Genomic DNA, 14,376 nt, shown 5'->3' on the forward strand with positions numbered 1-14,376 from the left:
GTCGGAATGGCTGCGTCGCCGGTCGGTCCGGGCGGTAACCTTGCCGGATTACGCGCCAGGGGCGCTGGGTGCGGGCGGCGTGGCAGTGCTGTTTGCCGCAGCCTACATGGCTGGCCCGATGTATGGGCTGGTTCCGGCCCTGCTGGGGTTCGTGCTGTTGGCGGGTGCGTCGATGGCGGGGCTGGCGCTGGCGCTGCGGATGGGCCCGTTGGTGGCCGCAGTCGGCATCGTTGGCGCGTTCGCCACGCCGCTGCTTGTGCAGACCGACGCGCCGTCGCTGCCCGGCCTGTTCGCCTATTTGCTGTTCGTGGCCGCCGCGGCGCTGGCGGTGATGCGCTACACCGCCTGGGTTTGGCTGGGTTGGGCCACCACCATTGCCTGCGCCGGGTTCGTGATCCTGGTGACGATCGGTGGGATCGACGCCGATACGTGGGCGCCTGCCCTGTTCGTGCCTGTGGTTGGTTCGTTGGCGCTGATGCTGCTGCCGGGCCAGGCGTTGGAGCACGCGGTCGGCCGTCGCTTGGCTTACGTGCCGGTGGCCGTGCTGGGGGTGGCCGGGCTGCTGCTGGCCGTCACCTTTCCGCATGCTGCAACGCATGCTGGCGTGCTTCTGCTGATGGCGGCGACAGTGGCGAAAGGCTGGGCGGAGCCGCGATTGGACCGCCTGCCCTGGTTGGGGGGGCTGCTGTTCCTACTGCTGGTTGCCAGCTGGGGACTGCCGCCCTGGCGGCCGACCGGGGAGGCGATCACCGCCGGTGGTTCGCTTATTGCGACACTGCCGGGCAACTGGGCGCCAGACGCATTGCTGCCGTTGCTGCAAACGGCCGGCGTGTCAGCTGCGCTGCTGTTTGCCGCCGGGCTGCTGGGCGAGCGAAGGCGCCCCCGCCCGCTCCGCTGGAGCGCGCTGGCCGCCACCGTGCCGGTGGTGGGCTTGGCCATCCTGTATGCACGGGTCACCGCATTCCAGCCGGATGATTTGTGGGCCGCGTCATTCCTGGGCGTTGCCATTCTAGCGACGCTGGCGGCGTCCGCGGCGGCAAGGCGCGGCGACACGGCTGGTGCGGGGGCGCATGCCGCCGGGGCCACCGCGGCGTTGGCACTGGGGTGCGGCGCCGTGCTGAGCGCGCAGTGGTTGACGATTGCGCTGGCCCTGTTCGTCCCCGCGCTCGCCGCGATCGAGCACAAAGCGGACCTGCCGCCGCTGCGCCGGGTCGCGTTGGCGATGGCGGCATTGGCCGCGATCCGGCTGCTGCTGAACCCGGCGGTGCTGGACGAGGCGGCCGGCCAACCGCCGATCCTGGACGGGTTGATCCCGGCCTATGGCGCGGCGGCGGTGGCCTTCGGGGTGGCGGCGAGGATGTTCCGCCGGCGGGCCGACGATCTGGTGGTGGGGTGTTTGGAGCTGTGTAGCGCGCTGTTCGTGGCTGCGCTGGTATTGCTGGAGATCCGCCAATGGGCCACCGCACGCCACCCGGCGCTGCCCGAGACCAGCTTTATCGAGTTGTCGATGGATGTCGCCGCGCTGGCCGTGTTGTCACTGTTCGCGGTGTATCTGGGGCGCCGGGCCCACCGACCGGTTCTGAACCAGGCGGGCGTTTATGGCGGCGGCCTGGCCGTGCTGGGCGGCTACGCGCTGGTGGTGGCGAACCCGTTCTTCACCGGGGCATCCGCTGGAGCGGGTCCGTTCAACGCGCTGCTGCCTGGCTACGTCATTCCGGCAGGCGTCGCCGCGTGGGCGCTGCGAGAGCCGGACCTGCCGCACCATACCCGGCCGGTGCTGTTGTCCTACACGGTGCTGGCCGCGTTCACCTATGTCTCGCTGGCCGTGCGGCATGCGTTCCATCCGGATGCGATGGGCGTTTCCGATGCCCCGGTGACGGATGCGGAGTTGTGGGCGTTCTCCGGCGCGTGGTTGGCGTTTGGGCTGGCGCTGATGGCGATCGGCATCATCACCGCGCGCAAGCCGCTTCGCCTGACGGCCCTGGCGATCGTGGGGTTGGCGGCGGCGAAGGTGTTCCTGGTGGATATGGCTGGGTTGGTCGGTCTGTGGCGGGTGCTATCGTTCCTGGGACTGGGGTTGACCCTTATTGCGCTGGGCGCAGTCTACCGCGCCTTCGTTGCCACACCGGCCGCCACGCCAGCCACGGAACAGCCATGACCGAGACCAGGCATCGCCAATTCCACAGCGCCGTGCTGGATGATTTCATCCCCTGGTTGGTCGAGGCGATCCCAACCTATAGCGGCCCCAGCGCACCGATGCAGGCGCCGGAGAAGGCCTTCGCCATGGTGCAGACGATGATGGCGATGGACGATGAGGAGATCATAGCCGGGCGCTGTATTGCAGACCATGACCGGGCACCGTGGGGCACGCTGTTCGCAGATCTGTTTGCGCCGCATCAGGGCGCGATCACTCGCGCTGTGCTGGCCAGCGGCAGTTTCGCGGAGGCCTGCGCCGGCACCGCGGCGTTGGTGCTGCCCTGCGTGCCGGTGCCGCCGGGCGTGCTGGCGCGCTGGGCCCAGCCATTCTGGCGCTGGCCAGCATGAGGCAGATTGGTCTGACGGGGGAACGTTAACACAAACGTTAATATGCAATGATAATCTCAGGATTATAGATAGGCGTGCCCGCGGCCATACCGGTCTCTGGGGATCATGAGGCGCATACCGTGTCGGAACTGCCTTACGCATTGTCAGGGGATACCCTTGCGGACCTGCGCGCGGACATCGACACGCTTCGGCGGGATATGGCCACGCTGCGGCACATGCATTCCATCGTGCTCAGCCGGGTTCGGATTTTGGAGGCGGCGGAGGCCAGCCGGGGTGGCAGAGTGCCGCGAGGATCGCCGAAAGACCTCGGCGAGTACGGCGGGTAGGTCGCCATGCAGCAGCATCATAGCGTGGTGGGGCTAATGGCGGTGGGGGTGTTGTGCCTGGGCGCCCTGGCCTATGTGGCCGGGCCACCGTTGCGGCACGATCCGTTGCCGGCACTGGCGATCGTGGCGGCGAGCGTTCCGGACGTGCCGTTGGTACGGGACGATGTTGCCGTCAGTGGGTTTGCCGCGAGGCCAGGCTGTGAGGATGCGGCGGCGGTTGATGCCGTCGTGGGGATTTTGCGGCGACACACCTCGGTGCACATCTCCGGACTGTCGAACGTGCAGAGCATGCGGGATGCCGCCCCGGGTGAGCAGGATTGTGCGGCGACGGTTGAGGTTGGGGAGGGACATGCCAGCACGCGATATCGCATTTCCTCGCGCACAAACCGGCCGAGCGATTGGCAGATTACGGTATTCGCCGGGCCTGGGGTGGCGGAGACGAACTAGATGGCGGTGTTAGGGTGAGTCTTCGTGACGATTGGAGTTGGCCATGACGGCCTGGAGTTTGGCCAATGCCTCATCCAGGCTATGGGCTGCATTTTCGAGCCGAACGACCTCGGCATCGAAGGCGCCGCGCGCGATCATCGTGTCGCGGAGCTTCCAACTGACGGCGGCAAGTTCGGAGAGGGCCCGGAGGCTGGCATCGTTACGCATGGGCGATTAATATCAGATTAATATCGTTTGTCGAGACATGTTATCTATTTTGAGACGGATTTTTAAACGTCATTGGGAATTTGATTTGGGTGCCCTGCCTATACGAGAGAGAGTTTGCGGCTGATTGCCAGATCACAGGTGCCGGGAAAGTGCTTGGTTGGGGGACGTGGATTCGAACCACGATAAGCAGAGTCAGAGTCTGCTGTCCTACCGTTAGACGATCCCCCAGCAGCGGGCGCGCTGATACCACCGGGTGCTGGGGGACGCAATGCACGATAGGCATCCCAGCCATTAGCTAATTCGGCTACCCTGCACCCCGGCTCGGGACGGGATTTATGGCAGAGGCGGCAAATCGCACCATCCAGCGCACCTTCGAGGTGCTGGACTATCTGGATGGCAAAAACCGGCCGGTTCGGCTGAAGGATATCACCACCGACCTCGGCTATCCCGCATCCAGCGCCAGCGGCGTGCTGAAAAGCCTGGTGGTGCTCGGCTATCTCAACTTCGACCGGGATACCATGAGTTATACGCTCACACCGCGCATCAACACGCTGGGCACCAAGCTGAACGACGCCGTGTGGCAGGATGGGCGGATCATGGCGGCGCTGGAGCGGCTGGGGGCGCTGACCGGGGGGCGGGTTGGGCTGGGCGTGCAAAGCGACATCTATGCCCAGTATATCACGGTGCTGCCCGCGCGCCGGTCGTCTGCGCCCTACCCGCTGCGACCCGGCGCCATTCGGCCGCTGACGCGGTGTGGCATCGGATGGGCGCTGCTCAGCCTGCGGGATGATGACGAGGTCGAGCGCTTGCGCCGCCGGGTCAACGCGAAGGAGGAAGACCCGGCCCGGCGGATCAGTGCTGCCACGCTGGCGGCGCAGATCGAGGAGGTGCGGCGCACCGGCTACGCGTTTTCCCGCCACAACTTCCACACCGGCGTCGGGATGATCGCCATGCCGCTGCCGCGACCGGTCGGTGGGCGCCAATACGCGATGGGCGCGGCCGGCACGGTGGAGGAACTGGATGCGAGCGAGATCGCCATACGGGCAGAGCTGCGGGCCATCATGCACGAGCTGGACGAGGCCTGAAGACCAGAAATTCACAATGGCGAAAATTGAGCAGAGCCGGATCCACACCTAGGCCGCCGCCCGCGTCCTGCCTATCGTGACCCCCGAACGGCCGCCCGCAGCGGACAAGGCCGAACTGAGGGAGACGGGAACGGCATGACTCTGAAATCCTGGTTGCGCGTTGCGTGCTTGCTGACGGCGGCATCGGCACCGGCCTTATCCATTCCGGCCAGGGCCGCGGACGCTCCGGCGGAGATCAAGATCGGCACGCTGTATGCCGGGTCCGGCCAGATGGCGAGCACGTCCGTGCCGCTGCATGCCGCCCTGGAATGGTGGGCGGACGGGCTGAACAAGGGCGGCGGCGTCTATGTGAAGGCGTGGGACAAGAAGATCCCGATCAAGCTGGTGTCATATGACGACCAAAGCTCCCCCTCGCTGGCCGCCAACCTGACCAACCAGCTGATTACTCGGGATAAGGTGGACATCCTGCTGTCCGACTCCACCTCGGTCATGACGGCGTCTTCGGTGCCGGTGGCGAAGGACCACAAGATGCTGCTGTGGGACGTGACGGGGAGCAGCCCGAACTTCTTCAGCCCGGATAACCAATACATCGTGCTGTTGGCGTTGGCCGCGACCGACCGGTATCCGAAGACGGTGGCCGATTTCGTGAGCCAGATGCCGAAGCTGGGCATCAAGTCGGTGGCGCTGCTATACAACACCGCCGACTACACCGCCTTCCAGGCATCCGCCGTGCGCAAGGCGATCCAGGCGACACCGGACCTGAAGCTGGTGTTCGACCGCGGCGTGCCCGCCAACACCACCGACTACACCCTGCTCGTGAACAACGTCGACGCCGCCAAGCCGGACGCGCTGTTCGAGTTCGGTTACCCGGCGAACGAAATCGCCTTTCTGCACGCGTTGCAGGACAACGACACCAAGTTCAAGTTCATGTTCACCGGCTACGGGCTGACCGAATTTCCGCTGATGAAGACCAACGGCGTGTCGGACGTGCTGATGAATACCTACGCGCTGGCCGGCCCGGCGTCCTATGAGTTCAAGGTGAATTACGGTCTGAACCGCGACGGCTTCAAGGAAGCGTTCGAGCATTGGATCGAGACCAAGAACCTGAAGGGCGTCGAATTCGGGTTCAACGGGCTCGCCGGCTACCAAGCCGGGTTGGTGATCGAGCGTGCGTTGGCGGTTGCCACGAGCCTTGACCAATTGGAACTGCGCCGCGCCGTGTTCACCCTGTCCGGCACGATGAACACCTTGGCTGGCCCGTTCATCCTGGCGCCGGATGGGTCGCAGAGCGGGGAGATTTTGCCGCTGGCGCAGATCGTGGCCGGGGCGAAGGGAAGTAGCGAACCGGGGCTGAACGTCATTTGGCCTGCTGACCTGGCGACCGCCAAGCCTATCTATCCCGCGCCATAATCGGTGCTCGCCTACGCACTCGCCACCGGGGTCATCTTCGGCCTGTATTTCGCCCTGGTCGGGGTCGGGATGAACCTGGTGTTCGGCGTCATGCGCATCGTCAATCTGGCGCATGGCGACTTTATCATGCTGGGCGCATTCGGAGCGTTCTGGCTGTTCCGCGGGCTGGGGTTGCCGCCGCCAGTGGTGGTTGTGCTGTGCTTCGCGACACTCTTCCTGGCCGGGTTGCCGCTGTACTATCTGCTGGTGCCGCGCCTGTTTCGCGCGCGGGAGCCGGAGATGCTGTCGCTGATCCTGTTCTTCGGCCTGTCGCAAGTGATCGAGGCCGTGGTCGCCATGCTGTTCGGCAACAACGAGCGGTCCATCCCTAGCCGGCTGTTGGGGGGTGGACCGGTGCCGATCATGGGCCAGACGGTGCCGTTCGCCTGGGTCTACGCAGGGGGCGTGTCGCTGGTGATGCTGGCTGGCGTGTACGTCTATCTGTATCGAACCCGGCTGGGGCGGCAGACCCGCGCGATCATGGCGCAGCGCGAGGAAGCGGTGGCGATCGGCATCGATATCCATCGCATTTCCGCCATTGCCTTCGGCGTTGGCTCGGGGCTGGCGGCGGTGGCGGGGGTATTCGCGCCGTTCATGCTGGGCAGTTTCACGCCGTCCATCGGCGTGTCGCTGGACCTGACGTCGTTCGCGGTGATCGTCATCGGCTCGCTGGGTAATCCGCTGGGCACGTTGCTGGGCGGGCTGATCTTCGGGGTGAGCCTGATGCTGATGCGTACCTACCTCAGCTCGTTCGCGGATTTGCTGCCGAATTTGGTGTTGATCGGAGTTCTTTTGGTAAAGCCGACGGGTTTGCTGGGGCGCCGGGTGCGCAATGCATAGGCTGTTCCTGCGGGACATCGGCACGGTGGTGCTGCCGCTGGCGGTGCTGTTCGCCGTGCTGCCGTATTTCTACGACAACGGGCTGCTGTTGCTGAACTTCGTGGTGTTCCTGGTGCTGGCGCAGGGGCTGAACCTCACCTACGGCTTTTCCGGTTATTTGCCGTTCGGCTATGTCGGGTTCTTCGGCGCCGGGGCCTATGGGTTTTCGATGATGATGACGCTGGCCAGCGCGCCGCCGCTGCTGGCAGTGCTGGGCGGTGGCGTGGCGGCGCTGCTGGTTGGGTTGTTGCTGACACCGCTGCTGCGGCTGCAAGGGGCGTATTTCGGGCTGGCAAGCCTGGCCGCATCCGAGGCGCTGCTGCATTTGATCGGCAACCCCAGCCTGCAGGATCTGACAGGTGGCCCCTATGGCGTGCGGCTGAACACGCCCTATGCGCCGCAATCCACCTACGTGTTGGCGATCGTGATCCTGGTGCTGACGATGGGGCTGGTCGCTTGGCTGCGGCATTCTCGGTTCGGGCTGCAATTGCAGGCGGCGCGGGATAATTCGCTGGCGGCCTCCATGGCGGGGATCGACATCGTGTTCGGCCGGCTGGTGGTGTGGCTGGCCAGTGCGGTGGCGGCCGGGTTGATCGGTGCGGTGTTCGCCTGGCGCGCCTCCACCTTCTTTCCGGACGCGGTGTTCGACATCAACTTCAGCATTTTCGCCATCGTGTTCACGCTGTTCGGCGGCGCGGGCACGCTGCTGGGGCCGGTGCTGGGCGTGATGCTGCTGTATGGCCTATACAACGCGATCGGTGTTTCGGCGCCGCAGTATTTTCAGCTCGGCTTCGGCCTGCTGATCGTGGTGCTGGTGCTGTTCTTTCCGGAGGGGCTGGCGGCCATTCCCCGCCGCTGGGCGCGCCATGGTTGACCCGCTGCTGAAGGCCACGGGGATCACCAAGCGCTTCGGCGGCTTTCAGGCGCTGGGTGGCATCGACCTGACGGTGGAACCTGGCGAGATCGTGGGGCTGATCGGGCCCAACGGGTCGGGCAAGACGACACTGATCAACGTGCTGAGCGGCGTGCTGCTGCCGGATAGCGGGGCGATCATCCTGGATGGCGAGACGGTCACCGGACTGGCGGCGCATCGCCGGGCGGCACGCGGGATCAACCGCACCTTCCAGGTGCCGAAGCCGTTCGCGACGTTGACGGTGCGGCAAAATCTGGAGGTCGCGGTGCACGGCGCCACGGGTGCTGCGGATCTGGACGCGTTGCTGGATTCTGTCGAACTGGGCGGCGCCACTGCCCGGCGCCGTGCTGGCGAGTTGACCAGCGTGCAGCAGAAGATGCTCGACCTGGCGCGTGCATTGGCGACCGGACCGCGGCTGCTGCTGGTGGACGAACTGGCGTGTGGGCTGAACCCCACCGAACTGGAACGCATCGCCGCCCGGTTGCGGCAGTTGGCGGAGGACGGGCTGGGCCTGGTGGTGGTGGAGCATCTGATGCCGTTCATCGACCGCATCACCCATCGCGTGCTGGTGATGAATGCCGGCAAGGCGATCTTCGGCGGGGTGTTGCGCGATGCGGTGCAGGACAAGCAGGTGGTCGAGGTGTTCCTTGGCAGCCCGGAGCAAGTGGCATGAGCGCGCTACTACAGACGACCGGGTTGGAAGCGGGTTACGGCGGCGTTCAGGTTCTCTGGGGCGTCGATCTGGACGTGCAGGAGAACGAGACCGTCGTGCTGCTCGGCCCGAATGGCGCTGGGAAGACGACGCTGCTGAAATGCCTGATGGGTCTGCTGCCGACGCGTGGCGGCAGCATCCAGTTCCGCGGCCAGGACATCTCCCGCCTGCCCTCCCGCGCGCGGGTTCGGCTGGGCCTAAGCTACATGTCCGAGTTGGCCGTATTTTCCGATTTGACGGTGGACGAGAATATCGACCTTGGCGCGCTGTTCGTGGACCGCGCCATTGCCCGGCGCCGGAGGGACGAGTTGTACGCGCTGTTCCCCATTCTGCTGGAAAAGAAGCGTCAGGCGGCGGGTGGGTTGTCCGGCGGGCAGCGCAAGATGCTGGGTGTGGCAAAGGCGCTGGCGGCGGAGCCGAAATTGCTGGTGATGGACGAACCATCCGCCGGGTTGTCGCCGCTGCTGGTGTCGACGGTGATCAAATCCCTGGCACAATGCCGCTCTGGCGGGTTGTCGCTACTGATTGCGGAGCAGAACGTGAAGTTTCTCGAACTCGGCGATCGCGTCTTCACGATGGAGGGCGGCCGCATCGCGTTCGGTGGCACGCCCGCTGCCATCCAGGCGGATGACGGGTTGCGCCGGGCCTATTTCGGATTGGGAGTGTAGCCATGTTGCCGCTCGCCGGGATCAAAGTGGTCGAGATCGCGCAGAACCTGTCTGGCCCGTATGCCGCGGAGATCCTGGCGACATTGGGCGCCGAAGTGACGAAGATCGAGCGACCCGGCGGTGACGATGCGCGCGGTTGGGGGCCGCCCTTTACGGATGGCGCGGCGTCCACATTTCAGACGGTGAACCGCAACAAGACATCCGTCACGTTGGACCTGAAATCCCCCGCCGATTGCGACCGCCTGCACGCGCTGATCGCGGAGGCGGATGTGCTGGTGCAGAATTTGCGCCCGGGATCGCTGGATGCGCTGGGGTTCGATGCGGCGACGCTGCGGGCGAAGCATCCGCGCCTGGTGTATTGCTCGCTATGGGCGTTCGGCGCGGTCGGACCGATGCGGTTGGACCCCGGCTACGAGCCGATGGTGCAGGCCTTTTCCGGGTTGTTCGGGTTGAATGGTGCCGCGGACGGACCGCCATCGCGTGTCGGCGTGCAGGTGCTGGATCTTGGCAGCGGCGTTTGGACGGCGCTGGGCTGCATCGCCGCGCTGTTCCGGCGCCAAACTACTGGAGAGGGATGCGTGATCGATACCTCCCTCCTGGAGACGGCGTTGGGTTGGATGAGCGTTCCATTCGCATCCTTCGCGACGTCCGGCGTGGTGCCGATGCGGCATCGCACAGGCAACCCGAAGCTGGTGGTGTTCGAGGCGCTGCCGACCTCCGATGGCGAATTGGTGGTGGCGGCGGCGAATGACCGGTTGTTTGCCAAGCTGGTGAATGTCTTAGGCCATCCCGAATGGGCGGCCGACCCGCGCTATGCCAGTAATGCCGGGCGGGTGGAGCATAAGGACGAGGTGATCGGCGACATCAGTGCCGTGATGGCGACGATGCCGACCGCACATTGGGCGCCGCTGTTCAACGCCGCCGGGGTGCCGTTCGCGCCGATCAATGACCTGAGCGATCTGTTGCAGGATCCACAAGTGGCCGCGCTGGGCATGCTGCAGGACATTCCAGGGCTGGGCATCAAGACGATCGGCCTGCCCATCAGCTTCGACGGCGTGCGCCCGGCCATGCGCACCCCTGCCCCACCGTTGGAGATACCCCATGTTCGCAGCTGACCTACTGGCCGACCGCCATGTGCTGATTACCGGGGGTGGCACGGGGCTGGGCCGCGCCATTGGCACGCGATATTTGGAACTGGGCGCATCGCTGGTGATTTGCGGCCGCCGGGTTCCGGTGCTGGAAGCCACGGCGGCCGAACTCCGCACCCAATTCCCCAGCGCCGACATTACCACCATTGGCTGCGACATTCGCGACCCTGGGCAGGTCGACAGCATGCTGGACGAGATCTGGCAGCACCGGCCGCTGGACATCTTGGTCAACAACGCCGCGGGTAATTTCCTGGCGCAGAGCCATCGCCTGTCGGTCCGCGCCGTGGATGCGGTGCTGGGAATCGTGCTGCATGGCGCAGCCTACTGCACGCTGGGCGTCGGGCGTCGTTGGATCGAGGGCGGTCGGGGTGGCACGGTCATGTCGGTGCTCACGCTGTCCGCGCTGTCCGGCGCCGCATTCACCGTGCCGTCTGCCATGGCGAAGGCGGGCGTGCTGGCGATGACGCGGAGCCTGGCGGTGGAATGGGGGCCAAAGGGGATCCGCTGCGTCGCCATCGCGCCCGGCGCGTTTCCGACGCCGGGTGCGAATGCCGGGCTGGCCCCCGCCGGGTTGGAAAAGCCGCCGCCGGAGCGGACGATCCCGATGGGTCGCGTCGGCGAATACCGCGAACTGACGGACGTCGCAGCCTTCCTGGTGTCGAACGCTGCGTCCTATGTAAACGGCGAGTGCATCGTGGTGGATGGCGGCAAGCAGTGGTTGTCCGGCTCGGCCCAGAACGACACGCCGACCCTGCTCCGATGGAGCGACACGCAATGGGACGCTTTGAAGCCCCGCAAATGACCGGATTGGAGGATCAATCATGACCGACCAACTCGCCGACAGCGCCGAGAAACTATTTACCGCCCATGCCGGCAAGGCTGTGCTGGGCGCAGCGGAACAGGGTGTATTTCCGCAGCCGCTATGGGATGCGGTGGTCGAGGCAGGGTTTACGGCGGCTTTGTTGCCGGAAGAGGCTGGGGGGTTCGGCGCCACCGTCGCGGAAGCCATGGGGCTGCTGCGGATCTCCGCCGCCTATGCCGCGCCCGTTCCGTTGGGCGAGACGATGCTGGCCGGCTGGCTGCTGGCGCGTGCCGGGCTGGCCGTGCCGGAAGGTGCGCTGAGCATTGCGCCGGTGCGCACGAAGGATAGGTTGACCCTAACCCGAGACGGCGATGGCTGGACGCTGACGGGCACCGCCACCCGCATTCCGTGGGCGCGCGATGCGGCGGCGATTGCGGTGTTGGCGGAGGGGCCCGACGGACCAGCCGTGGCGCTGCTGCCGAAGGGTAGCTTCACCGTGGCGCACGACCGCAACACAGCGCACGAACCGCGCGACACCATTACAGTCGAGGCCACGCTGCCGGCCGGTGCGGTGGCGCTGGCCAACACGACCGCCGCGCAACTGCGGGCCGCGGGGGCCGCGATCCGCACCGTGCAGATGGCAGGTGCGCTGTCCCGCGTGCTGTCGATCACCATCGGGTACGTGCAGACCCGCGTGCAATTCGGCCGCCCCATCGGCAAATTCCAGGCGATCCAGCAGAACATGGCGATCCTGGCCGGGCAGTCCGCCGCCGCACTCGCCGCCGCCGACAACGCGACGGATGCGTTGGCCGGCACGCTGTCCCCCCTGCTGGTCGGCAGTGCGAAGGCGCGCGCCGGGGAGGCTGCCAGCATTGGCGCCGGGCTGGCGCACCAGGCGCATGGGGCGATCGGATTTACGCAAGAATACGACCTGCACTACGTTACCAAGCGCCTGTGGTCCTGGCGGGACGAGTTCGGGAACGAAGCGGAGTGGAACGCCCTGGTGGGCCGCGCCGCGTTGGAAGCCGGGCCGGACGGGCTGTGGCCCCTGTTGACGGCGGCGTAACCATGGCCCGGCTGGATACGCTGCTGGCGCCGCGCTCGGTCGCGGTGATCGGCGCCTCCCCCGACACGCACAAGATCCGCGGCGCGCTACTGCATTTCCTGCGCAAGAACGGGTTCACCGGCCGGATCGTGCCGGTGAACCCCAGCTATACCGAGATCAACGGCATCCCCTGCTACCCCACCATCGCATCCGCCGGCGAGAAGGTGGATCTGGCGTTGGTGGCCATTCCCGCCAACGGTGTATTGGCTGCGCTGGAGGAATGCGCTGCCGCCGGGGTTCGCAACGTCATCATCATCTCGTCCGGCTTTGCGGAGGACGAGGCGTCGGCACCCGATCTGCAACATCAGATCACCGCACTGGCGCAGCGCACTGGCATGCGCATTTCGGGGCCGAACGCGGAGGGATTTCATAACGAGGTTGCCAAGGTCACTGCGACCTTCAGCCCGGCAGTGGATCGCGAAACCGATGACCATCCGGTCGCCCTGCAAGCCCGCATCGGCATTGTGGCGCAAAGCGGCGGCATGGGGTTCGCGCTGTTCAACCGCGGCCGCGCATTAGGCCTGTCCTTCAGCAGCATCGTCAGCACCGGGAACGAGGCCGACCTCACCCTCGCCGATTTCGTGGCGCATATGGTGGAGGACCCGGATACCGCGGCGATCCTGCTGTTTTTGGAGAGCATCCGCGACCCCGCTGGGTTCGCCGCTGCCGCGCAGGCCGCGAAGGAAGCCGGCAAGTTCATCGTCGCCATCAAGATCGGCCGCTCCGCCGTGGGCAAGCTGGCCGCGGCGTCCCATACCGCGAGCATGGCCGGGTGGGATACGGGCTACGATGCGATGTTCCACCGCTACGGCATCACCGTGGCGACCGAGTTGGACGAGGCGCTGTCCATCGCCGCGGCGCTGGCCGCCAACCCGCCGGCAAAGGGCAATCGCGTGGCGGTGGTGACGGTGTCCGGTGGCGCCGGCGCCTGGTCGGCGGATGCGATGGCGGATGCCGGGCTGGAACTGCCGGCGCTGAGTGCCGCGACGCAGGCGGAAATCCGCAGCTTCATTCCCAGCTACGGCGCCGCGCGCAACCCGATCGACCTGACGGCGCAGGGTGCGCAAGGCGGCGGCATGTTGCGCACCGTGGGCTTGCTGTTGGACGATCCGGCGATCGATCAGATCGCAGTGGTGACCTCGTTGGCCAACCCGGCGCGCGTGTCTTTGGATGGGCCTACGCTCGCCGGGCTGTTGGCGCAGCGGCGCAAACCCGTGCTGCTGTACAGCTACACCCTCCCCTCCGACCTCGGCCGCCGCGCCGTGGCGGAGGCTGGGGCGGTGGTGTTTCCCTCGATGGCAATGCTGGCCCGCGCCGCAAGCGCGCTGGTGCAGGCCGGCCAACCGATCTCGCCAGTTGGGGAAAGCGAGCCATTGCCGAGCAGTGTGCTCGCCAGGCTTGCCTACCCGGCCGGGCCGATGGCGGAACACGTGGCCAAGGCGCTGCTGGCGGAATGCGGGGCGGTCGTATCGCCAAGCCGGCTGGTGAACAGCCCGGCGCATTTGGCGGACGCAGCGGCGCAGCTTGGCTTTCCGTTGGCGGCGAAGATCCAATCCGCCGCCATTCCGCACAAGACGGAGGCCGGCGGCGTGCTGCTGGGCATCACCGATCAAGCCGCGCTGGAGCGGGCCTACGCCGACATCCTGGCCAACGCCAAACGCCACGCCCCGAACGCCACGATCGACGGCGTGCTGCTGGAGCCGATGGCGGCCAAGGGCGTGGAGATCATCATCGGCATCATCCGCGACCCGACGTTCGGCCCGGTGGTAATGGTCGGCGCTGGCGGCGTGACCACGGAACTGTTCAAGGATACGGTGCATCGCCTGGCCCCCGTCGATGAAGCGGAGGCCACGGATATGATCCACTTGCTGCGCAGCGCGCCGCTGCTGACCGGCTTCCGTGGCGCGCCGGCGGCCGATGTTCCCGCCTTGGCGCGACTGGTGGCGCTGGTGTCCCGCCTGGCCGACGCGGGCCGCGAAACCGTAGCCGAATTGGAACTCAACCCCGTGATCGTTCACTCTGCCGGCCAGGGCTACACGATCGCCGACGCCCTGCTGGTGCTGTCACCCGCCGGGCCAATAGGAGCTTGAT

The 14,376-nt window shown here is 66.4% G+C and carries 15 protein-coding genes and 1 tRNA gene; 14 read left to right on the forward strand and 2 right to left on the reverse strand.

Annotated features, from left to right (window positions below; all coding sequences use genetic code 11):
• The 4 genes from GSQ76_RS10350 to GSQ76_RS10365 form a co-directional block, all read left to right on the forward strand.
• Positions 1-2,158: DUF2339 domain-containing protein (locus GSQ76_RS10350; protein WP_158743818.1), on the forward strand; the 2,158-nt coding region annotated here is incomplete at its 5' end.
• On the forward strand, positions 2,155-2,544 hold the full coding sequence (locus tag GSQ76_RS10355; RefSeq protein ID WP_158743819.1) for a hypothetical protein: 390 nt from the start codon (positions 2,155-2,157) through the stop codon (positions 2,542-2,544). The genes GSQ76_RS10350 and GSQ76_RS10355, both read left to right, overlap by 4 nt.
• A 119-nt stretch (positions 2,545-2,663) precedes the next feature.
• Entirely contained in the window at positions 2,664-2,870 is a 207-nt protein-coding gene (locus GSQ76_RS10360; protein WP_158743820.1) for a hypothetical protein, read from the forward strand.
• A gap of 6 nt (positions 2,871-2,876) precedes the next feature.
• Positions 2,877-3,317: a hypothetical protein gene (locus GSQ76_RS10365; protein WP_158743821.1), complete on the forward strand. Its 441-nt coding sequence runs from the start codon at positions 2,877-2,879 to the stop codon at positions 3,315-3,317.
• A 9-nt stretch (positions 3,318-3,326) separates the two neighbouring features.
• Here the strand turns inward: GSQ76_RS10365 and GSQ76_RS10370 are convergent, their stop codons facing one another.
• Both GSQ76_RS10370 and GSQ76_RS10375 read right to left on the reverse strand, forming a co-directional pair.
• Positions 3,327-3,524, reverse strand: coding sequence for a hypothetical protein (locus GSQ76_RS10370; RefSeq protein ID WP_158743822.1), 198 nt, complete (start codon positions 3,522-3,524; stop codon positions 3,327-3,329).
• 154 nt (positions 3,525-3,678) lie between these two features.
• Positions 3,679-3,752: transfer RNA gene (locus GSQ76_RS10375), tRNA-Gln, on the reverse strand.
• Between the two features lie 107 nt (positions 3,753-3,859).
• On the opposite strand from GSQ76_RS10375, the gene GSQ76_RS10380 reads away from it, so the two are divergent.
• From GSQ76_RS10380 to GSQ76_RS10425, 10 genes are all read left to right on the forward strand, one after another.
• Entirely contained in the window at positions 3,860-4,609 is a 750-nt protein-coding gene (locus GSQ76_RS10380) for an IclR family transcriptional regulator (protein ID WP_158743823.1), read from the forward strand.
• Positions 4,610-4,744: 135 nt separating this feature from the next.
• Complete coding sequence (locus GSQ76_RS10385; protein WP_158743824.1) at positions 4,745-6,019, forward strand: ABC transporter substrate-binding protein; 1,275 nt, start codon at positions 4,745-4,747, stop codon at positions 6,017-6,019.
• A gap of 3 nt (positions 6,020-6,022) precedes the next feature.
• Positions 6,023-6,898, forward strand: coding sequence for a branched-chain amino acid ABC transporter permease (locus tag GSQ76_RS10390; RefSeq protein ID WP_174247320.1), 876 nt, complete (start codon positions 6,023-6,025; stop codon positions 6,896-6,898).
• Positions 6,891-7,811 (forward strand): branched-chain amino acid ABC transporter permease, encoded by a 921-nt coding sequence (locus tag GSQ76_RS10395; RefSeq protein WP_158743825.1) that lies wholly within the window; start codon positions 6,891-6,893, stop codon positions 7,809-7,811. Before GSQ76_RS10390 ends, GSQ76_RS10395 begins: the two co-directional genes overlap by 8 nt.
• Positions 7,804-8,523 carry an ABC transporter ATP-binding protein gene (locus tag GSQ76_RS10400; protein ID WP_158743826.1) on the forward strand — a complete coding sequence of 240 codons (720 nt, stop codon included), beginning with the start codon at positions 7,804-7,806 and terminating at the stop codon, positions 8,521-8,523. Before GSQ76_RS10395 ends, GSQ76_RS10400 begins: the two co-directional genes overlap by 8 nt.
• Positions 8,520-9,230: an ABC transporter ATP-binding protein gene (locus tag GSQ76_RS10405; RefSeq protein ID WP_158743827.1), complete on the forward strand. Its 711-nt coding sequence runs from the start codon at positions 8,520-8,522 to the stop codon at positions 9,228-9,230. The genes GSQ76_RS10400 and GSQ76_RS10405 overlap by 4 nt, the downstream gene beginning before the upstream one ends.
• Before the next feature lie 2 nt (positions 9,231-9,232).
• A complete protein-coding gene (locus GSQ76_RS10410) occupies positions 9,233-10,345 on the forward strand; it encodes a CaiB/BaiF CoA-transferase family protein (protein WP_158743828.1) in 1,113 nt (370 codons plus the stop codon).
• A complete protein-coding gene (locus tag GSQ76_RS10415) occupies positions 10,332-11,180 on the forward strand; it encodes an SDR family oxidoreductase (protein ID WP_158743829.1) in 849 nt (282 codons plus the stop codon). Before GSQ76_RS10410 ends, GSQ76_RS10415 begins: the two co-directional genes overlap by 14 nt.
• A 19-nt stretch (positions 11,181-11,199) precedes the next feature.
• A complete protein-coding gene (locus GSQ76_RS10420) occupies positions 11,200-12,246 on the forward strand; it encodes an acyl-CoA dehydrogenase family protein (RefSeq protein WP_158743830.1) in 1,047 nt (348 codons plus the stop codon).
• Positions 12,222-14,375: an acetate--CoA ligase family protein gene (locus GSQ76_RS10425; protein WP_216850983.1), complete on the forward strand. Its 2,154-nt coding sequence runs from the start codon at positions 12,222-12,224 to the stop codon at positions 14,373-14,375. The genes GSQ76_RS10420 and GSQ76_RS10425 overlap by 25 nt, the downstream gene beginning before the upstream one ends.
• The last annotated feature ends 1 nt before the right edge of the window (position 14,376 follow it).

This window comes from Acidisphaera sp. L21 (genome assembly GCF_009765685.1).
Taxonomy (GTDB): Bacteria; Pseudomonadota; Alphaproteobacteria; order Acetobacterales; family Acetobacteraceae; genus LMUY01.

What these genes read in the sequence shown, in the direction of transcription:
- GSQ76_RS10400 (WP_158743826.1), top strand. Translation starts at nt 7,804, where the DNA reads ATGGTTGACCCGCTGCTGAAGGCCACGGGGATCACCAAGCGCTTCGGC.
- GSQ76_RS10365 (WP_158743821.1), top strand. Translation starts at nt 2,877, where the DNA reads ATGCAGCAGCATCATAGCGTGGTGGGGCTAATGGCGGTGGGGGTGTTG.
- GSQ76_RS10415 (WP_158743829.1), top strand. Translation starts at nt 10,332, where the DNA reads ATGTTCGCAGCTGACCTACTGGCCGACCGCCATGTGCTGATTACCGGG.
- GSQ76_RS10370 (WP_158743822.1), bottom strand. Translation starts at nt 3,524, where the DNA reads ATGCGTAACGATGCCAGCCTCCGGGCCCTCTCCGAACTTGCCGCCGTC.
- GSQ76_RS10405 (WP_158743827.1), top strand. Translation starts at nt 8,520, where the DNA reads ATGAGCGCGCTACTACAGACGACCGGGTTGGAAGCGGGTTACGGCGGC.
- GSQ76_RS10395 (WP_158743825.1), top strand. Translation starts at nt 6,891, where the DNA reads ATGCATAGGCTGTTCCTGCGGGACATCGGCACGGTGGTGCTGCCGCTG.
- GSQ76_RS10380 (WP_158743823.1), top strand. Translation starts at nt 3,860, where the DNA reads ATGGCAGAGGCGGCAAATCGCACCATCCAGCGCACCTTCGAGGTGCTG.
- GSQ76_RS10385 (WP_158743824.1), top strand. Translation starts at nt 4,745, where the DNA reads ATGACTCTGAAATCCTGGTTGCGCGTTGCGTGCTTGCTGACGGCGGCA.
- GSQ76_RS10410 (WP_158743828.1), top strand. Translation starts at nt 9,233, where the DNA reads ATGTTGCCGCTCGCCGGGATCAAAGTGGTCGAGATCGCGCAGAACCTG.
- GSQ76_RS10420 (WP_158743830.1), top strand. Translation starts at nt 11,200, where the DNA reads ATGACCGACCAACTCGCCGACAGCGCCGAGAAACTATTTACCGCCCAT.
- GSQ76_RS10355 (WP_158743819.1), top strand. Translation starts at nt 2,155, where the DNA reads ATGACCGAGACCAGGCATCGCCAATTCCACAGCGCCGTGCTGGATGAT.